The sequence below is a fragment of the Halorhabdus sp. SVX81 genome, assembly GCF_029207715.1.
Lineage (GTDB): Archaea > Halobacteriota > Halobacteria > Halobacteriales > Haloarculaceae > Halorhabdus.
The window spans coordinates 2,714,489-2,735,164 of the sequence record NZ_CP104322.1; the positions used below are offsets into that span (position 1 = coordinate 2,714,489).

Annotated in this window: 13 protein-coding genes; 10 read left to right on the forward strand and 3 right to left on the reverse strand. The window is 62.9% G+C overall.

The features are described from left to right. Positions 1–145: 145 nt before the first annotated feature. From SVXhr_RS13670 to SVXhr_RS13705, 8 genes are all read left to right on the forward strand, one after another. Entirely contained in the window at positions 146–556 is a 411-nt protein-coding gene (locus tag SVXhr_RS13670) for a hypothetical protein (RefSeq protein WP_275737957.1), read from the forward strand. Beyond that, a complete protein-coding gene (locus tag SVXhr_RS13675; protein ID WP_275737959.1) occupies positions 546–2,237 on the forward strand; it encodes a hypothetical protein in 1,692 nt (563 codons plus the stop codon). Before SVXhr_RS13670 ends, SVXhr_RS13675 begins: the two co-directional genes overlap by 11 nt. After that, complete coding sequence (locus tag SVXhr_RS13680; RefSeq protein ID WP_275737960.1) at positions 2,234–3,814, forward strand: hypothetical protein; 1,581 nt, start codon at positions 2,234–2,236, stop codon at positions 3,812–3,814. The genes SVXhr_RS13675 and SVXhr_RS13680 overlap by 4 nt, the downstream gene beginning before the upstream one ends. After that, complete coding sequence (locus tag SVXhr_RS13685; protein ID WP_275737962.1) at positions 3,807–4,826, forward strand: hypothetical protein; 1,020 nt, start codon at positions 3,807–3,809, stop codon at positions 4,824–4,826. The genes SVXhr_RS13680 and SVXhr_RS13685 overlap by 8 nt, the downstream gene beginning before the upstream one ends. Further along, positions 4,823–6,820 (forward strand): transfer complex protein, encoded by a 1,998-nt coding sequence (locus SVXhr_RS13690; RefSeq protein WP_275737964.1) that lies wholly within the window; start codon positions 4,823–4,825, stop codon positions 6,818–6,820. The genes SVXhr_RS13685 and SVXhr_RS13690 overlap by 4 nt, the downstream gene beginning before the upstream one ends. Continuing rightward, positions 6,817–10,842: a conjugal transfer protein gene (locus SVXhr_RS13695; RefSeq protein ID WP_275737967.1), complete on the forward strand. Its 4,026-nt coding sequence runs from the start codon at positions 6,817–6,819 to the stop codon at positions 10,840–10,842. The genes SVXhr_RS13690 and SVXhr_RS13695 overlap by 4 nt, the downstream gene beginning before the upstream one ends. Before the next feature lie 318 nt (positions 10,843–11,160). After that, on the forward strand, positions 11,161–12,294 hold the full coding sequence (locus SVXhr_RS13700) for a hypothetical protein (RefSeq protein WP_275737969.1): 1,134 nt from the start codon (positions 11,161–11,163) through the stop codon (positions 12,292–12,294). A gap of 542 nt (positions 12,295–12,836) precedes the next feature. Further along, complete coding sequence (locus SVXhr_RS13705; protein WP_275737971.1) at positions 12,837–13,685, forward strand: DNA-binding protein; 849 nt, start codon at positions 12,837–12,839, stop codon at positions 13,683–13,685. Positions 13,686–13,980: 295 nt separating this feature from the next. On the opposite strand, the gene SVXhr_RS13710 is transcribed toward SVXhr_RS13705, so the two are convergent. Continuing rightward, on the reverse strand, positions 13,981–15,732 hold the full coding sequence (locus SVXhr_RS13710) for an MBL fold metallo-hydrolase (protein ID WP_275737973.1): 1,752 nt from the start codon (positions 15,730–15,732) through the stop codon (positions 13,981–13,983). An 83-nt stretch (positions 15,733–15,815) separates the two neighbouring features. After that, positions 15,816–16,250 carry a hypothetical protein gene (locus SVXhr_RS13715; protein ID WP_275737975.1) on the reverse strand — a complete coding sequence of 145 codons (435 nt, stop codon included), beginning with the start codon at positions 16,248–16,250 and terminating at the stop codon, positions 15,816–15,818. Between the two features lie 137 nt (positions 16,251–16,387). On the opposite strand from SVXhr_RS13715, the gene SVXhr_RS13720 reads away from it, so the two are divergent. Further along, the gene (locus SVXhr_RS13720; RefSeq protein WP_275737977.1) at positions 16,388–17,314 is read left to right on the forward strand and encodes a transcription initiation factor IIB family protein; all 927 of its coding nucleotides are present in this window, start codon (positions 16,388–16,390) and stop codon (positions 17,312–17,314) included. A 131-nt stretch (positions 17,315–17,445) separates the two neighbouring features. Then, positions 17,446–18,609, forward strand: coding sequence for a hypothetical protein (locus tag SVXhr_RS13725; RefSeq protein ID WP_275737978.1), 1,164 nt, complete (start codon positions 17,446–17,448; stop codon positions 18,607–18,609). A 52-nt stretch (positions 18,610–18,661) separates the two neighbouring features. On the opposite strand, the gene SVXhr_RS13730 is transcribed toward SVXhr_RS13725, so the two are convergent. Further along, positions 18,662–20,623 (reverse strand): phospholipase D-like domain-containing protein, encoded by a 1,962-nt coding sequence (locus SVXhr_RS13730; RefSeq protein ID WP_275737980.1) that lies wholly within the window; start codon positions 20,621–20,623, stop codon positions 18,662–18,664. Positions 20,624–20,676 lie beyond the last annotated feature (53 nt).

Sequence of the window (20,676 nt, forward strand, 5' to 3'; positions counted from 1 at the left end):
GAGCATTATCATAGAGGATTCTTCTAACAACTCTCGAATTTCCGGAATCACCACGCGCTCGCTTACGGTCATCCCGTGCTCAGTCCCGAGTGCATCGTTCGGCGGGCCCCTCCGCCGGACGTGCAAGGAGACGACTGATCCACCGATGACCGACGACACGCACCCCTCGACAGAGGCATCGCTTTCGATGACCGACCGACTCGTCCGCCATCTCCCGTTTCGGCGCCTGGCGATTGCCGCTATCGCCCTGTTCGTGCTGGCCGAGCCAGCGGCCGCTCAGGGGTCCGGCCAGGCCTTTTGCAACACGCCGATGGCAGACACGATTCAGAACGTCTTCACGCTGATCCAGTTCGGCGGGCCGATGCTCGGTGGCGTCCTCGCGCTCGGCGCGACGGTCGCCCTGCCCTTTGTCCGTCGGTCGGACTGGAAGAAGGAGATGAAGGGCATCCGGAATCAGGGCCTGCTCTGGGGCGTCATCGTCGCGCCGCTCGGGACCGAGATTATCACGTTCATCCTGAACAACGTCGTCGCCGGAGGGAGCGCGTGTGCGTTCTGAGCGGCGAGCAGGACTCCTCGCGATGATCGCCCTCGTTGCGCTGACCGCGCTGGCGGGGTCGGCGCTGGCCGATCCACCCTCCGAGCCCGACCACGGCGTCAACGAGACGCGATTCCCGATCCTGTGGTCCGGCGACGAGGACGGCACTGTCAGCACCTACGACGAGGGCGGACAGGACGTTGCGCTCCGGCAACTCGCCAACGGGACCGACCTGCCGCTGAACGCGCCGCCCCGTGACGTCGAGCGCTGGAATGCGGGCGACATCGAAGAGTTCCCCGAGACGAACCGGAGCGTCTCGATCCAGCCGAGCCACGCCGATACGAGCGACGGTGAGTTCGTGAAGGACGCCCACGCAACGCTGTTCGCCATCCAGCCTTCGACAATGCTCCGGCTGTCGGCTTCCCGGCAACCGCTGTACGTCGGGCGGTCGGGCGAGGTGCTCGCGACCACTGACTATCGCGTGCGCGTTCCCGAAGACGACACCACGGGCGACCGGCAGGTCTACTGGTCGCTGGAGACCCACCGGATCGAGGAGACCCGGCTGACGATCGACGGCGAGACCGTCGCAAGTGACGGCGGGAGCCACACGCCGCGCTTCGCGTTCGACGACCTCGCTGGAGGGCCCCATCGCATCTCAGTCGAGACGGAGGTGTTCGTCCGCCTCGAAAAGCACGTCCGGACCGAGGAGACCGACTGCTGGCAGAACGGCACCACGACGCGCTGTCAGACCGATGTCGATCATAACTACACCTATCCGACGGAGACGGTCACGGTCGAGGACGACCGGCGCGTCGTCGTGGAGGACCTCCAGATCACCGGGAAGCGCGCGGAATATCCGGACGGGAGCAGTGCGCTCGCGGTGACGGCGAACCGGCCCTGGCTGGGATACAGCACGGACCAGGGGAACGTAACGGGGACCTGGCGACTCTATTCGGCGCGCGATCCGTCGTGGGACACCCTCGTTTACGCTCAGCAGAACACCACCACACAACGGTACTCGCCCCTGCATCCGTTGCAGGTCAACGCCTTCCCGATAGCAACGGGTGCGTCGGCCGCGGAGCCGACGACTCGCGTTCTCGCCACGGACGGCCAGCGTTACGAGGCGCCGACGCTCCCCGAGAACGTCGAGTTGGGCGTCCCGAACGGCACCTACACGGGCAGCCGAACCATCGTCACACGCTTTCCCGAGCAGGTATCGGAGATCCGCGCCCGGGGATTCGTTCGCGGGCGTTCGACGACGGTCGATACGGGGGACTTCGACACCGTCCCGATTCACCGGAGCAATCTGACGCTCGCGGTCCGCAACGATTCCCAATTGACGACCAGGATCGAGATCCGCCTGCGTGACGCGGCGACGGGCGACCCCATCGACACCGCCGATCGGGACGGCGTCGTCGTGATCGACGGCGAGCGGGTCAACACCACCGACGACGGCACCGCGCTGGTCACGCTCGACGATGCTGGAACGTTCGTGTCGGCGCGATACGAACCCGGCGACTGGTGGCACCACGACCGAGGCTATGTCGAAGATAGCGTGACGCTCAGCCTCGGCGGGCCGTCCCTGCAGGTGCTCGCGGCCGTCTTCCGGTTCGCAGTCCCGGTTGGCCTGCTCCTGCTGGCGGTATACCTGATCGACCGGATCACGACGTGGCACCTCTGGCCGCCGTGGAGGGGACTGTGACCCGGACGCGAACCGACGGCGGTCGCGACCGGGCGGTGGACCTGCGGCCCGCTCTCGGTGTCCTGACGCTGATCGCCGCCCTCGGCGGGTCCGGTCGCCAGGCTGGCGTCCAACGCATGGGCCTGCTCGACGGTCTCGGCGACATCATCGTCGGCGCGCTCCAGGAACTCCTGCGGATCCTGTTCAGCCCGATCGAGACTGCGATCCAGAACCACGGCGACGCGCTGCTGGAGGTCGTGGTGCAGACACCACATCCCGACGCGGTGTTCGCTGCCCCGACGAACGGCCCGTGGCCGGCGGTCCATGGCTACTACTGGGAGACGATCGTGCCGCTCTCGCTGTCGCTGTGGGGCCTCGCGGTTGGGGTGGTCATCCTGCTGGAATCGACGAGCCACCTGTTCAGCAACTACCACCGCTCGAAGCTCAAGAAGCGGGCCTTCTCCGGGCTGATCGGGATTCTCTCGTGGTGGTGGCTCGCGGCGTTCTCGTTGCGGTTCATGGACGCGCTGGCGAAGTTCCTGCTGCCCTCGCTGGAGGAAATCGCGCTGTTCGAGACCATGTCCTTCGCGGCCATCGGCGTGATCGGCCTGGTCATCTCGCTGACGGTCGATCTCGCCCTCTTCGTCATCATCGGGCTGATCTACCTGATTCGCCAGCTGGTCCTGTACCTGTTCGTCCTGCTGATGCCGATCCTGATCGTGCTCTGGATCCCCGGCGTCGGGCCGTTCACGCTGGTCTCGCGGTTCATGAAGAAACTCGCGGGATTTTACGTGCCCTTCCTGTTCATGTCGGTCCCGGTCGCGTTGCTCTTTCGCGTCGGGGGCCTGCTCGGCCAGAGCGCGGGGCTCTCGGCCGGCGGAATCGGCACCTGGCTGACGGCGCTGGTCGTACCGTTCGCGGCGGTGCTCTCGCCGTTCGTGCTGTTCTGGCAGGCCGGTGCGATCATGTTCATGGCCGATCGGGCGGCCCGCCACGTCTCGGCGCAGCGCGCCCGCCGGCGGACGACGACCGGCAAGGAGCAGGTCCAGCGCGCCGGCCACGCCGGACGCAACTTCGCCCGTGGCGTCCGTGACAAACCGGCAGTCCGGAGCGACGGCCAGACCGTCTTCGGTTCGGGCGACTCGACGGCCCACGCGGCCGGTCGGCGGGTGAATCGTACTGGTTCGCGACTCGGCGATCGGTTCCGTCGTGGCGGTGACGACGGCGGTGGCGGCGGATCCGGCGGATCGAACCGGCAGGGCAACGGCGGATCTGATCGACGAAGCAACGGCGGAACCCGCGAGTCGGGAACTGGCGACTCCGCACGAAGTGGTGACGCTGGTTCTGGAAGAAGCGACGCCGATCGCTCGACGACCACGGACACCAGTCGAAGCGACCGAAGCGATCGGAGCGGCGATCGGTCCAGTCGTAGTTCCGACGACAGTGGCAGGAGCGATTCCAGAAGTGAGACGAGTCGAGACGCCAACAGGGGTCGGAGCGAAACGAGTCGCGACACCCTGCGCGACAGCGACACCACGAGCGAATCGAACGGCGACGCGAGCGATGACAGCAGTTCTGCAGGTGAGAGCAATGAGTAACGGAACGGATCCATCCAAACGCATTCCGAAGTCACTCGGTACCGACACGCAACTCCTCGGGCAGTACTCGCTGACCGACCTCATCGTCGCCGGCATGCCTGGCGTGATCGTCATCCTGCTGACGCAGGTCGTCCTGCCGTCGGACCTCGCGGTCGCCGGCGTCTCGGTGACCGTGCTCACGATCCCGCTCGCGGTCGTCGGGATCGCCGTCGGCGCGACGTTCGTCTACCTGACGCCCGGGTACACCAACAGTCTCGACTGGCTGGAGCAGTTCGTCGGCTTCCACCAAAGCGAGTCGAACCTCGATCACGAGCAGGCGAAGGCGTACACCCGCGTCGAGCGCGTCCTGCCCGAGCACGACGCCGTCGTGCGGACTGACGGCGCGATCGTGGGCGCGGTCCACGTCGAACCGGCGACGATGGCGCTGGCGACCGACGACCAGTGGCAGGCCAAGGCCGAGGCGTTCCAGGATTTCGTCAACACGACCGTCGAGTTCCCGGTGCAGTTCTACTCGACGACCCAATCGTTCCCCGCTGACGAGTACCTCGACGCCTACGAGTCCCGACTCGGAGATCCTGACGTCGAGGCGAATCCCAAACTGGAGGCGCTGATCGAGCATTACGTCGCCTGGTACGAGGACGAACTCGTCCGCCGGCAGATGACGATCCGGGACCACTACGTCGTCGTGCCGGTGACGCCGGCGGAGGTCCGCTTCGAGCGCGACGGCCTAATCCAGAAGATCGCCGACCTGCGCGTGATCGGGACGCTCGTCAGGGCGGCGACCTCGCCGCCAAAGGCCGCCGAGCGCGCCGCGATGGCGGAGGAACTCGACGAGCGTCTCCGGCGCGTCGAGCGTGGCCTGCGCGGGATCGAGGACGTGAACGCCAACCGGATCGACGCGACGGAGTTCACCCGCGTCATCGGCGAGTTCTGGGCCGGTCGCGACCTCGAACACGGTGATCTGGCCCACCGCATTCGAACCACGCCCCTCGTTGGAGGGGCCGACTCATGATTCGCGAGAAACTTCCATTCCCACGAATCGACGACGAACAGTCAAACGAGAACGATCACGGTGCCCCTGCCAGCGACGACGGCGACGAAAGCCACGAGACGCGAGAGGTCGCCGTCGAGTACGACCAGTCGGACGAAGAGATCGGCACCATCCCGGAAATCCACCAGTCGCTGGTCGCACCCTCAGCCATCGAGCGGACGCCCGCCGCGATCCGGACCGGCGATCGGTGGGCGAAGACGCTGTGGGCCGGCGAGTATCCCGACGCGCCGATTGACGGCTTCCTCGAGGAGGTCTACGCGGCCGCCGAAACGCGAAGTACCGACGTGAGTATCCACCTCGATCCGCGCGACACGCAGGCGACGCTGGACACGCTCGAAAACCGGATCGAGGACCTCCAGGCCGACCTCGAATACCTCACTGAGAAGCACCGGGCGAGTTCCCGCGGCGTCGAGAAGGACCTCGCCGACCACGAGGAGATGTACGACGTCCTCCGGAACACACCGATGGAAGCCTTCGACGTCTCGACGTATCTCGCCGTCCGGGGCGAGGACCGCGACGACGCGGACGCCAGCGACGTGATCACGACTGCGCGGCGGGCCCCGGCGAACCTCACGCCAGTCGCACCGCGCTGGTCACAGTTGGACGCACTCACCGCGGCGAGTCCGGTCGCGACCGACGAGTTCGACGAGACGCTCGACGCGACGACGCCAATGCTCGGCGGCGCGGTCGGCGCGATGTTCCCCTTCGTTTCCGGTGCGTTCGCCGAGCCAGGGATCGAATACGGTACCTACGCGCTCAACGAGAGCCCGCTGATCCTCGATCGCTTCGCGCGGGAAACCGGCTACTGTACCATGATTATCGGCCGCCTCGGCGCGGGGAAGTCCTTCGCCACGAAATTGCGCCTGGTCCGGCGGGCGATGTACGACGAGGATACGATCGTCGTCATGCTCGACCCGATGCGGGGGTTCGCGGGCGTCAGCGAGGCCCTCGGCGGCGAGCAGATCACCGTCGGCGGGACGCGCGGATTGAACCCGCTGGAGATCAAGCCGACGCCCGAGCACGTCCTCGACGCGGTGGAGGACCTCGACCCGTGGGGCGAGCAGATCACGTGGGTGATGACCTTCTTCGGGACGTTCTTCGAGCACGTCGCCGACAACCCGCTCGGCGAGCGCAGCCAGACGCTCCGACGGGCGACGCAAGCGGCCTATCGCCAGCAGGGGATCACGCGCGATCCGGCGACCCACGCGAAAGAGTCGCCGACGATCCGGGACGTGATCGCCGTGCTGGAGGAGTTCGCCGCCGACCCCGGCGAGTTCGGCTACGAGACCGACGGCGAGAAGCAGGCCGTCCGGGAGGACGCCGAGTCGCTGCTGAAGGACCTCCGACCCTCGTTCCGTGACGAGGGTGCGCTGGCCAACCTCGCGAAGCCCACCGAGTTCGACCTCGATTCGAAGGTCATCTACCTGGATCTCCACCAGGAGGAGGGCGCGCAGGGCCGAGCGGAGACGACGCTGACCATGCAGGTGCTGTTCAACAGCGTCTACGAGCGCGTCAAGCAGACCGAGAAGAAGGTCGTGTTCACCATCGACGAGGCTCACTACCTGATGAACGACGCCTCCTCACTGGACTTCCTCGAGACGGCCGTCCGGCACAGCCGCCACTTCGATCTGAGCCTCGAGTTCGTCACCCAGACCGGCGGCGAGTTCGCGCTCACGCCGGAGGCCCGCACCATCGCGAACCTCTGTTCGATCACGCTGCTCCACCGCGTGAACGAGGAGGACGACAAGATCGCACAGTGGTTCGACCTGAACGATCGGCAGGTGAGTTGGGTCACGTCGGCAAAGGCCGGCGAGGACGAGGACGGCTATTCGGAGGCGCTGATCGGGATCGATCAGGAGGGCTGGTTCCCGCTGCGGATCCGCGCGAGCGACTACGAGGCGAGCGTGATCGACGGCGGCGGGGACTTCGACGGAGGTGGCGAGTCGGGGACATGACGCGGGAGTACGTCCAGGTCACGCCCTCCCGGAGCGACCTCGCACCCGGGACGGTCGTCGAACAACTCGGCGCGCTGCATGCGCTCGATTCGGGCGGCGGTTTGCTTTCCGGTCTCGACTCGCTCGGAGACGGCGGGCCGCCGACCTTCGAGTTCCTCGCGATTAGCGCCGGCAGCGACGAGCCGGTCGAGTTCTACTACGGCGCCGACCGGCGTCTCGACGCGTTCGAGGAGCGCCTCCGGACGCTGTATCCCTCGACGTTCGTCGTCGAACGCGAGCAGGTCGATCCGGTGACCCAACTCGTTCCAGAGGACGGTATCGAGGTCCCCGAGAGCGACGTGATCGACGAGTTCGCACCACGGGGTGTCCGGTGGGTCGGCGACGCGATACGCACGCGGGACTGGATGACGACGATTCCGACGTTCACGGACACGGTCGGGCAGGGCGACGATCACTCCCGCGCACCGCTGGCGCCGTTGATCGATCGGCTCACCGCCGCCGACCATCCGATCGCGTTTCAGGTGCTCTTCGAGCGCAAGCCCGACTGGACGGCAGACGCCCGGGCCCGCGAACGACGCCTGCGCGACGGCGAGGATCGCCTCCTGGATCGTGCCCTGAGCGAACTCTTCGTCGGGGCCGAGACCGACGGCGCTGCAGTCGATGCGGACGAGTTCCAGGACCCTGGCGGTCGCGAACGCGTGGCCTCGATCGAGAACAAACGGCCCGGGCGGACGTTCACCGCGAACCTGCGAGCGCTCGCCCTCGTTCCCGACGAGAGGGATGAGGACGAGGAGGACGACGAAGCACTCGATCGATTGCTCGACGACCTCGTACCCATCTTCGATCACCTTTCCGGAACGCACTACGGCGTGACGGGGCGGCGGCTCCGTAGCGGGTGGTTGGAGGAGCGCCGCGCTACCCGCGCATTCGATCGCTTTCGCGAGCGCGAGATCACCACCAGTCGATGGGGATCGATCCGTCCCGACCTCGTGCTCAACGCCGACGAACTCGCGAACGTGACGGTCGTCCCGCCCGCATCGCAACTCACGACCGAGGGTGGCCGTGGCGCCGAGGCGAACCCCGAGAGTCGCTCGCCGCTACCCCGGCCGACGACCGATCACATGGACCAGTTCCGCGAGGGGATGGCGATCGGGTACGCCCTCGACGAGAACGGCGAGCCAGAGGACGACCCGACGCGCGTCCCGCCCGGGTTACTCACGACGCACTATCTACGGGCGGCGACGACCGGCGCCGGCAAGTCCAAGGCCTTGGTCAACGACGCGCTTTCGCTATACGAGGCAACCGACGGCCCAGTCGTGCTGATCGACCCGAAGGGCGACGGCATGAGCGAGAACTACATGCGCGCCCACGCCGCCCGCTTTGGGGCCGATGACCTCGCGGCGAACGTCCTGCACTTCCCTGTGCCGGAGGTGCTGCCGGGCTTCTCGTTTTTCAACGTCGAGCGTGACCTTGCTGCCGGCCGAGCGCGGGTGGACGCCGTCCAGAACGTCGCCGATCACTACGAGGAAATCCTGAAACTCGCGATGGGCGAGGATCGCTACGAGCAGGCCATCGTCGCGCCGAACCTGATCAAGTACCTCGTCAAGGCGCTGTTCGACGAGGAGTACGGCCGGGAGAACGGCCTGTACCGCGAATCCGTCGATTTCTTCGCCCACACGCAACTCGAACACGTCCTCGATCAACTGTGGGCTGCCGGCCCGCCGGACGGCGACGTCACCGAGGCGCCGCAGGCCAGCCAGAACGAGGTCCAGCGGAAGATCAATCGCCAACTCGAACTCGATTCGAACACCTTCGCGACGGTCATGGGCGGGGTGAGCAATCGCCTCGATTACGTCACGCAGGACGCCCATCTCCGGCGGATCTTCGACAACACTGAGCCCCGGTTCGACTTCCGGGACGTGCTCGACGAGAACACGGTCGTTCTCTTCGACCTCGGCGACCTCCGGGACGAGGCCGCTCGACTGATGACCGGCGTAATCCTGACGAACCTCGAGGACGCCCTGGAGACCCGCGATCGGACCGTCGAAGAGCTGCCCGACGACTACGTCGTCAATTTGCTCGTGGACGAGGCGGCGTCGGTCGTCGTCTCGGACGTGATGAACGACCTGCTGGAGAAGGGCCGGAGTTTCGGGCTCTCGGTCGGCCTCTCCCTGCAGTTCCCCGAGCAGATCGAGGCCGAGGGCGACCACCAGGTGTATCTCAACGTGCTCAACGACGTGGCGACGACGCTCGTCGGCAAGATCGCCGTCGATCGCGAGATCGCACGGGCCATGGCCCACGAGGAGATGGACCCCGCGGCGTTCGCCAACCGGATCCGGTCGCTCCCGCGCGGGGAGTGGATCGCCCAACTGCCGAGTCCGACGTTCGGCGAGACCGGGCCAGAACCGTTCAGTCTCGAACCGCTACCGATTCCAGACGGTCATCCCGAGAGCGACGACCCGCTCGATCATCGCCAGGAGCGGCAGTTCGCGGACGCTCTTGATCAGGTCCACGAGCGAACGGCGGGCGAGTACGGCGTGCCCGAGGATAGCGATCTGCCGGTCGATCGAACGCCCGACGCCGTTCGGGAGATCCTCGGCGCGGACGATGGCGGTCTGGATCGGGCGCTGGCGAGCGCGATCCGGATCGTCCAGATCCGGACTGGCGAGCACGAAACCAACGGCTGGGTGCCGGTCGCCGACGTGGACGACGAACTCCGGGGGTGTTACGACGCCGCCGACATCGAGGAGCCACCGCCGGAGTACGAGACGCTCGCCGACGTGCGCGAGCGCTCCCGACTGATCGACGTGGATCTCGACGAGTCGGGCGAGACGGTCGTTGCCCGGTTGACCGACGCGGGCGAGGAGGCCGTCGCTATCGACACCGGCGACGTTCGGGCGGCCGGCGGGGATCGCCACGACGCCATGCTCGCCGAGATCGAGCAGGCACTGACGCCGCTCGGATTCACCGTCACGATCGAGGAGCAAGACGGCGCCGATCGCCCCGACGCGAAGGCGTTCCATCCGGACCTGGACGTGGAATTCTACGTCGAGGCCGAGACGACCACGCCCGACAAGCCGGCGAAGGTTCTCCGGAACTTCCGCCGAGCGCAGGAAGACGGGTACGTCCCGCTGTTCGTCGTCGAGACGGGCGTCGAATCGGTGACCCACTGGGCCGAGCGCCTCGACGGGATTCTGAATCCGCCAGTCAAGCGTCGCGCGGACGGTGAGACCCACTTTTACATCACCGACGAGTCGGTCACGTTCGGTGGCGGGGCCCGAGCGGAGGGTGGCGTCACTGCCGTCCGGCCGGTGACCGATGGCTCCCGACGGACCGTCTGGATCGAGGATAGTGCCGAGTTCGTGCTCCGCGACGGCGACGGGACCGACCACGCTCGTGTTGACGATCCTTCCGACCCGTCGAAAGACCGATTCCCCGCGCTCTACAGCTATGACCCCGGATCGGGCGAGTTCACCGTTCGCGAGCACGGCGAAACGCACGTCTACGACTCCCGGGACGCCTTCGAGGCGGACTGGGTTCGCGTGCGTCGGCCCTTCGTTCCCGCGATCGAGTTGGGCGACTCGGCGTTCGGGCCCGAGGCGTACGCGACCGTGATCGTTGCGGGCGATGGCGGGGATCTGGACAAACCGGTCGTCTTCGAGGACGGAGCGATCCGGTCGCTCGACACCCTGACCGAGTTCGAGACTAAGACCACGGACTCCGCCGAAGAGGGTGATCGATGGGCCGACCTCGCGGACGATCCAGACGCGGCGATCGGCCTGTTCGCGGCCGAGCGTCTTCGGGAGGACGGCGACGCCACGGTCACGACGGCCGCCGTCTACGACACCTACTGCGAGTGGGCCGAGGCCCGTGACTTGCCCGTCGAGTCCAAGAACTGGTTCGCCCGGAGATTGAGCAATCACGTCTCCTTCGAGCGGACGGCGGAGAACCGCGACGGTACGACTGTCCGCTGTTACGCGGGGATCGACCTGCAGGAGGGATCCAGCAATGCCAGTGCCTGAAGCGTCGGTTTCCCCGGAGTTACGGTATCGAACCAGGGCTTTGAGTGCCAACTGGCGGCTCTACGCGCTGTATCGATCGATAGCGACGGGTTACAGCACTTCCTCGAATGCCGAAACACGACCACGAGGGGAGCGTCATCGCGTAATGCCGTCACGTCTTTCGATTATCGCCGTCTCGTTTCGCCAGTTACGGCAGAAACCGACCAATAATAGGTGGGGCAATAGCGTCGGAACGGAGGGAGTTATCCAGGGGAGTACGAGAGCGGTCGATCGAGCGCGGAGGCGAGTGTCTATCTCGGCAGGCGAGGGGTGGCTGCCATGAGTGAGCGTAGTGAACCGGCGATGGATCCGTCTGCGATCCCTGAGAGATTGCAGAATCGAGAGCAGTGGATCTGCTGGCGGGAAGAGACGCGCGACGGGAAAGCGACAAAGGTGCCGATCGAACCTGGATCGGACGAGTTCGCCTCGACGACTGACGCGGAGACGTGGATGAACTTCGAGACGGCCTGTCGAGAGGTCGAACGGGAAGACATCGAAGGAGTTGGGTTCGTCTTCAGTGAAGCGGACCCGTTCGTCGGCGTCGATCTCGACGACTGTCGCGATCCGGACGGGCAACTCGACGAGACGGCACGGAATATCGTGGAGCGACTCGACTCCTACACGGAGGTCTCTCCGTCGGGGACCGGAGTGCACGTCATCGTCGAAGGGGAGTTGCCGGACGGTCGGAACCGACGTGGAAACGTCGAACTCTACGAGACGGCCCGGTTCTTCACCGTTACTGGTGAGCATATCGACGAGACGCCGACTCGAGTGGCCCATCGACAGGACGCACTCGAAGCGGTCCATCGCGAGTACGTGCGAGAGGACGACTCGAATTCGGAGCGGGTAGACGCTCCGGGCTCTGTATCACCATCACAGCGAGAATCGTCGGGGAGTGAGCCACAGTTGGACGACGTGGAGGTCCTGGAGAGGGCTCGGAGCGCCGAGAACAATCGAAAGTTCGAGGACCTCTGGAACGGACGGACGGCGGGCTACGAGAGCCACTCCGAGGCCGACATGGCGCTATGCTGTCTGCTGGCGTTCTGGACCGGTGGCGATCGCTCGCAGATCGACCGCCTCTTTCGGCAGTCGGGGTTGATGCGCGAGAAGTGGGACGCGGTCCACTACGCCGACGGCAGCACCTACGGCGAGAAGACCATCGAACGAGCGATCGGGACCGTCGACGAATTCTACGATCCGACTGGCGGAGCGGACGCTAACGCGTCACCGACTGATCTCGAGGGCCAGCGTCGCCGGACTCATCTCGTCGAACAGAATCGCCTACTGAAGGAGCGAATCGCCAATCTGGAGACACGACTTGCGGAGAAGAACGAGCGGATCGAACAATTGGAGGGCAAACTCCAGCGACTCGGGCGTGGTTCCGATCTTTCTGCGAAACGGTCGAACGAGTGACGACCCGATCGAAAATTTGTTTTCGAGTCGGTGGCCACTCATCGCGGACACTGCCCGCGATAGAACCCGGATAGTGGTGATTTTCTGTATCATCGGTTGGTGAATAGAGCGGACTGAATATGGCTCGCCACGCTCGCCGCTGCCGCCGTCCGGTGAGCAAGCTCACCGTCGTCCCGCTCACTTCATTCGCGGGACCTCCGCGTCACTCGGCACCGACCGTTCCGGGCGGGCTTCCGCTCCAGTGGGAGCGGGTCCTGCCGGGCCTCCGGTTTGCCGCCAGCGGGTAAGCGCGGGGGATTGCGCTCCGGTCGGTGCTCATCCCGCCACGCTTACTCCGCTGGCCGTTCGCTCCGGGCGGGTCGGCGCGCGTGGCTGGTTGTAACACGTCCATCGGGCGCTCTCGCTCGCGCCCCGGTGGGGCGCTCGCGAAGGCGCGAGCGAGAGCGCAGAGATGGTTCTGTCGGTCGTCATCGTGGAAAACCGCGATGTAATGGCATCGCGGTGGTGGCGCGTGAGCGCCTTCGGAATCTGGTGTAATTCCAATGTCAGGTAAACAGCTATCGACTAATGAAGTTTCGGTCGATGCACAGGCACTCGAACCAACGCGCGAGCGGAGCGAGAGTGACGAAGTCGGTGAAGTCGTCGAGGACTCGCCGGAATTCAGGCCGTCGGTCCAACAGGAGACGCAGGCCAAGGTGGATTCGAATCATCCGGAAGGGATGGTGCAGGACCTCTCGCACCTTACGCTGGAGCAGGAAGAGCGAATCCGGGCCAGGGAGGCCGAACTCGAGCACATTAGCGCGCAGGCGGAACTCACGTCCCAGGACGGGCGAGCACGACGGACGCGAGAGGTCGTCGTGGAAGATCGGCGGGAGCTGCGGCGCGAGCGACGACGGTCGGACCCACGAGAGCGACTTTCGCAGGACGAACTGGCGTCGGTGAATCGCGAGGCTGATCGGATCGCGAAGCGGTTCGACGGTGGGCCTCGACGAGCGGCCATCGCCCGAGTGCTGGCCGAGCGGGTGGTCCGTGGACAGGATCTCACGGAGGCGGTCTTCGAGACGATCGACGAGTGGAAGGCCGAACCGGGTGTGATTTGCCCGATTGCGGACGTGCCGGACGTGCAGTCGAACGAGGTAGACATCGAGGGAACGATTCAGACGCTCTGGGAGCCAAGCAATCCGGCCATTCAACAGGTCGGACTCATCGCGGATGGAACGGACAAAATCAAGTTCACGAGTTGGAAGAAGTCGGATCCGAAGATCGTCCAGGAAGGCGATACTGTGCGGATGTACGGCGTCAAGAAGAACTGGTACGATGGACGGTGCTCGCTCGCCGTGACTTATCACAGTCGGATCGAGTTCCCCGAACGGGGCTGTTGGTGGGAGTAGCCGAAGCAGGACTTCTTTTTGCTGGTGTTGTCTCCGCCACCACCCAACCACCTCCACGGTCCGGGCTGCTCGCTGGCTCACGGGCGTCGCCCGTTCGCCCATTCCGAGACGCTCCAACCGGTCGCGTATCGCGCGCTGCGCTGCCGGGCTTTCGCCGTTGGCTACCCAATCCGGAGCACGAGATATCGAAAGTCCGAATTCTTGGCTACCAAGATGTCATCCCGGTATTTGTTGTCGGACAACTCGCGTTGTACTCGCTTTCCAGTTCGATCGGTTCGACAGCCAGGCCCGTCGATCAATCCGTCTCGATATCATCGCGTGCATCCTGCTCCTGGTCCGTCTGAATCACGAGGTCAACTCGTTCGCCGTGCGCCAGTGCCTCGGCGACCGACTCGTCGGTCACCCGAAGCAGCGTCACCCCGTCTCCAGCGTCGACGACAGTCGCACCGGTTCGAGTGCCGGTGACAGCGTCCTCGATCCGATCGAGCCGAGCGAGGACGTCCGCAATCGAGTCGGAACCGACCTCGACGTCATCGCCTGCCGTGGAATCCTCGATTGGCTGCTCACTCTCGGCACCATCTACCTGAGACGTCTCATCGACGGGGTCGGAAACCGACGCACCGTCTGCGACCGCGACAGGGTCGTCTGTGGATCCATCGGCGTCGACGACTACGGGCGCCTCGAGGATACCCACGTCGAGGCCGAGATCATCGGCCAGCCGATCTGTATCGATGCCTTCGGTGACCAGATCGACATCGTCGTGACGTTCCACCGTCGGCAGCGGGACGTCGACGGTGTCGAGCGATCCCCCGACATCCGGTCCGGCGTCCGTGTATAGTCTGGAGCGAACGCGTCGACGGGTGGCCTCGGTAACCCACGGTGGCCCGGACCAGCCGTCGTCGTAGAGGGTGTACTGCTTCGAGTCGTCGGTCGCCCAGACGAAACTATCGTACTTGTCCTTGTACCGATCGGCAGCGTGGCCCTGCTGATGGGTGATGACGACGTGGATTGGGCCCAGTGCTTCGACGACCGAATCGACCGTTTCTTCGGTCGGATGGTTACTTAGCTGGTAATCGTGGACTGTACAGCCCGCGGACCGCTCCGGGTCGAACGCGCCGCTCGTCACCTGCACGAGCGTCGCCCCCGCATCGTCTTCGATTGCGTCGAACAGTCGTTCACTGCTTCCAGCGATGGGAACCTCCGGCCCGGCAATCGTGATTCGGCCCGGACCGAGGACCTCGTCCGGATCCTCGAACGTCGTGACGCATTTGACGGCCAGATGGTCGTAGTCGAACGCCTCCCAGAGGGTTGCCACCCGACCCGCAACTGTCACGGGACGCGCCAGGTCGGAAGCGCGAGCGACGTGCGCCAACAGGTATGCAAGGTGGACACCGGTCGAGCCACTGGTCGTCGTCAGTACTGTCGAACCGGCGCTCGCTCGTTCGACGACGGTCGCGACCGCGCCGGTCAACTGGTCCCGGAAGTCCGCGTTCGTCGCTGCCGTGAGGAACACCGCGTCGACCGGCAAATCCGTCGCAAGACCCGGATAGCCGGCGGCCCGGCGCGTGGTAAAGTCGCCCGTTGCAAGCAGGTGATGGCGATCGTCGCCCTCGGCGAACCGTACGACGAACCCACAGGCGCCAGGTGCATGCCCGGCGGGTACCGGAGTGACGTGAATGTCACTCGTGACCGTCGTCCAGTCCGTGATCGGTTCTATCGCCACCCTCACGTCGTCGGGGTTGTCCAGATCTGCGTGTTCGGCGTCGGTGTCGAGTCGCGTCTCGATCGCCTCTGCCGTCTCCGGTGTGGCGTAGATCGGTGCTTCGTCCCGAATATTCGACCCGAGGGTCCGGTAGTGGTCGAGGTGGGCGTGCGTCAGCAAGATCGCAGAGAGGTACTCGTCTTCTCCGAGGAGGTCATCGACGTCGACCCCGGATCCGGAGTCGACGAGGATGCAGGTCGTCTGGTCGTGAATCTCCTCGTGGAATCTGAGGAGATGTGACTCTCGACCGTCGTGGGGGTTCGCGTGCTGGTAACTAACCTGCATCCATCAGTCGTGTCTGGCGTTGTCCCGACAGCGAGATATAGCTTGGGAGGCCGGATAAATGACAAAAAATGATTAAAGCGGAATTAGGTAGTTACTGGTTCCGTGCTAACTCGTTCAGCGCTCCACACGGTATTGCGATCGACGTCTGTATCGGCAATTTCCCCACTTTCGACAAACGAGGATTCAAGTTCAGTGATGAAACGGAATTTGACGTGGCAGGCCTTCCCGTCGGGAGTCTTATCAGTAGTTATCCAGACGTTATCGAGGTGGAGTTTGGTCGCATCTGTTTTTTCTATGACGTGAGCACTGGGTTGTCCTCCTGGCCTCGTTTTGTTTGCATCGCTGTTGTATTGGTCCCAGTCGAAATCAGGAATGTCAGCAAGTGTAACTTGCATGAACGCGGGTTCCTCTGAATAGTAGGTTATCTCAAGAGGTTCATCAAATGCAGGATGCTCTCTGAGAACTGCCCTCAACGCCATTTCCGGAGTGCTACCCTTTGCATAATCACCGGCGCCCATATGATGAATACCAATCACTATCACCATATCCCTTTTGATTGAATTAAAGGGGGTTACGGACCCTGCTTGTTTTTCTGCCCCTGCGATGGGCGAGGGGCTCGTGACGAACTGAGTTCCTCGTAACTCCAGTGATTCGAATGGCGACCAGCGATAGCTACGACCATCGATTCGACGAAGACGTACCGAACGGATCAAACACCGGCTGCCCGGACTGTGGTGGGCGGGTTCGAACGAATTCGATCGAGACAGTCTGTGAGGACTGTGGTCTGGTTCTCCACGAAGAACCGATCGATCACGGGCCGGAATGGCGGTCGTTCGAGGACGACCGGACGAACCCGGAACGAACAGGGGCTCCACTCACGCCGACGAGACACGACCGAGGGATTTCGACGGAGATCGGCCGGAAGACCGACGGAAAGGGCAACGATCTCTCGGGATCGAAACGCAGGCAACTCGGCCGGTTCCGACGGGAGCACAGCCGGGCGCGTTTCCGTTCGAAGAGCGAACGGAACCTCGCCCACGGCCTCTCCGAAGTCAGTCGCATCGTGAGTGCACTCGACGCTTCGGACGTCATCGATGACCAGGCGTGTGACCTCTTCCGGAGCGCACAGAGCGAGGACCTGTTTCACGGGCGGTCGATCGAGGCGATGGCGGCCGGCAGTGTCTACGCAGCCTGTCGATGCAATCGACTTCCGTGGACGCTCGACGAGGTGAGCGCGGTCGCACGGGTGAACAAGGAGCGAGTCGAGAACGCCTATCGGGCGTTGAATCGGGAGTTGGGGCTTCCCACGGTCCCGCCGTCACCGCAGCAGTACGTGCCACGGCTGGCGTCAGAACTGGGAGTCTCCCAGGAGGTGCGTCAGGTGGCGGAGCGATTGGCGAAGAAGGCGGAGAACCACCGTCTGGCGAACGGTCGGAATCCAGTCGGAGTGGCGGCCGGTTGTCTGTACGAAGCAACTCAGCGGCGTAGCGAGTGCGTGACGCAGTGTGAACTTGGAGCGTGTGCGGATGTCTCGCCGAATACGGTACGTGATCGCTGGCGAGAACTCAAGCAAATCGAGTAGTGAGGGTCAACGACAGAGGCTTCCTCACGGTGTTCTCCCGCACGATGGCGTTTGTTGTGCCCTCATAAAGGGTGCAGGGCGCGCGAGATGGGCTGGCCGACGACGAGAGTTCTTCGCGAGGTGACTACGAGATGAAAGACCCAGAAACCCGTACCGTATTCGCGGGTCTCGACGGCCGATCGGATGCACAGCTTCCCAACTGGTACGCGGAGCAGAAACCCGTGGACGATCCGGTGACGTTCACCGAAGCGATTCGTGATCTTCCCCAGGCGATCGAGACGACGGTGGCCTACCAGAATCCCTGCAGCGACGAGTGGGTCGAAACCGAGCGCTTCAACGCGGTCGTCGAGCCGTCGCGGCTTCGGGAGCAGGGGCGTGGTGGGGACGATGTCGAGCCACTGTTCCACATCCCGACGGACAGTTACGCGATTATCAATCCCGTCGACGTGTACGGCCCACTGGAGGAGGTGCTGCGTGAGGAGATGATCGACGGGCAGTCACTCGGCGACGTGATGTTCGGCGAGATTCGTCGATACCGCGGCGGTGGCGAGGTCCACATGGACGTCATGTTCGACGGCCTCGAAGTGACGCTCCCCGATCGCTCCGATCCGATCACGATGGGCGTGACGTCGGGGTATGACTTCTTCGGTGAACACGCAGTGTACGTGGAGGGGTTCGCCCAGGATGGCTACTGTTCGAACACGATGCGCTCGCTCACCGACAAGGAGGTCGTCAAGCATGTCGGCGACGTGGGAAACTTCCGGACCTGGTGGGAAGGCATTCTCGAACAGGTCGAACTCGTCGCGAACGACCTCTTCGAGTTTATTCGGGATGCTCAAGAGATCGATCTCGATTTTTCGGATCTTCCGTACACCATGACGGAGTTCTACACGCTCCTCGGCTTCCCGGAGTATCTCGCGGAACGGGCAGCGGCCGATGCCGAAGCCAATGCTCCGAATCCGTTCGAGATCGACATGTGGACGCTCCATTCTGGAGCGACGTATGCACTCACTCATTTCTTTAAAGGCAGGGAAGGAGCAGCACTGGACGAGTACGTACGCATTGCGAATGATATTCTTTTCAACCCTGAAGGAACAATCGAGCGGGCCAACCAGGCGTATAAGGACCAGATTGAGACCGAAAATAACGCCAGTAAACAAATCTCTCTTGATGGAGAACGGGGACTTGCCCAGATCGAGAGAATTAGCGAGAGTCTGCGGTCACAGGTCGAGCAATTTGAAGACCGTGAAGAAGTGTTGCGGGAGCGATTTCGACAAGTGATAGATTCGTCCTGATGACTTAGTGTTGGGTGACATTTTCAATATCCACAGCTGCTAGTTGACAGGTTCAGGGTCGGTATACCTTTGGGTAGAACTCGAAATTTGTTTGACCTGTAAATACGGACTTATCGATTTCGTCGGGTTCAGCCACGTCCCAGATTAGATCGAAGTAGTCTATGGCGGTCTGGATGACCTCTGGATGCCGAGTATGAAGCCCAGCCTCTGGATTGTAATAGAAACTGTTCTCCATGAGGTTGGCGCTACCCGCAAGCACGGCACCGGTCTCAGGATCACCGGCGATGAATAGTTTCGCATGGACACCGGTCTCGGAAACGAAGCTATCTCCTTCACTATCTGTTTCGTTCCGCTTGTGTCTGCGGAGTTGGGTGTGGTCTTTGAACTTCTTGTAGCGAGTGTACGTCCGTAATGTGAGATTATCGTGGGTGTCCCCCAGGCGGGTTAGAAAGTTCTGTTTGAGTTTGTTCCAGTTGTCCGGACTAGGTAATCGGAACAGAAGTTGAATTTCCACACCGTTTTCGAGAAGCCGTTGGAATAGTGCGGTATATTCTGTGATACTGAAATTGAGCCAAGGGGACATCACCCGTAACTTCGGAGCGACCGATTCATTTTCCAGCGGGTAGGCACAGACTTTCCGAACTTCCTCAACGAACGTAACGGCGTCATGTGGTTGATTTGATCGCCACTCCCGTATACGGTCGACCTCGTCTGCGAGATGAGGACTGTCGCCAATATATTCTTCAGTCTCGTACTCGTCAGCGTGAAATACTGGGTCGAACATCGAAAAGACGAACTCAATCGGAGCTATCGTAACGTCTTCCAATCGGTTTACAGATGACGCCAACAGATCTGTTCGCTGATCTGCCCATGCGGTGTCGAGCTTATTAGCTAACTGGCGGCTGGACGCTGCGATTGATCTCGCGCGAGTCTGTTCAATCTTAATGTAGTCCTCATAGGCGGCAACTGCATCAGGAGCAGTCGGCCCAGAATACGGTTTTTCGAACAGGAGCAGATTTTCCTCGAGCGATACCTCGAATCCAGCATCTCTAAGAATACGGTGGAGTTCGAATTTATTCCGGTTTTCCTTTTCTTTGGGTAACCATTCGACCGCCACCGGATGCTGGTGCTGGCTAGCTACAGCACACACTGCAGCTGCTTGATCGCTGATTGGCCACGTTGGAGTCTCGACAGGGACCTTTGGCTGACGGAGGCCGATTGTCTCCTCAAGTCGATCAGCACGGTCAGCACTCTCATTTTCGATATCAGTGAATACTTCCATCGATTCTTCAGCGAACAGCTTTTCAACAAACGCCGATACACGTTCGTCGCCAGCATACACCGGCAGGCTTCCTTGGATGTTAGCCGGTTTGCTATCTGGCGGAGTGACATCGAACCATCTCAGGAGTGGCGAAACGACGGTGTCAAGGTCTGTTACCCCATGGGTCTCGCAGATTCGAGCTAAAATTGCCCAGCACGCCTCAGATTCCGTAAACTTGCGACTCCCGTGCAACGTTTTGACGGCTGACCGACTGATTTCATAGCCATCTGTCGTTGCACGAAGTGCACCGAGCGTCCGGAGGAGTTTGATATCCCGGTCCTCAGCTATCGCTCGCACATCACGTCGGGCCAACAGTATAGTCGTCCCCTCGTGGTTGTCCTCAAGGGATTCTTGTGCCATTCGCAGGATCCGCATAACACCCCCCGCAGCTTCATAGCTTGCTCCCAAGACAAACTGCTGGGCAGTTGCTGACGTGGCATGCTGGGCTAGCAACCGTGTTTGGGGGTCTAACCATTCACTAACAACCATTTCGAGAGCATCAATATACGTCTCCCAGTCGACGGCATGGTTAGTCACGTACACTGTGAGATCATAGTAGCGATGGAGGGCTTCCCATGCCACGTCTGTCTGCGTTACAGTGGCATTATTGTACAGGAGAAGGCTCTCAGGAGTAATACCCCAATACTGGCCAGTAGTGTGTTCTTCAAGTACATCCGGGAAGTCAGTCAACATATCTCAGAACACCTGCGAGACTTATTTGAAACCTGGGGCTGATGGGGTAACGA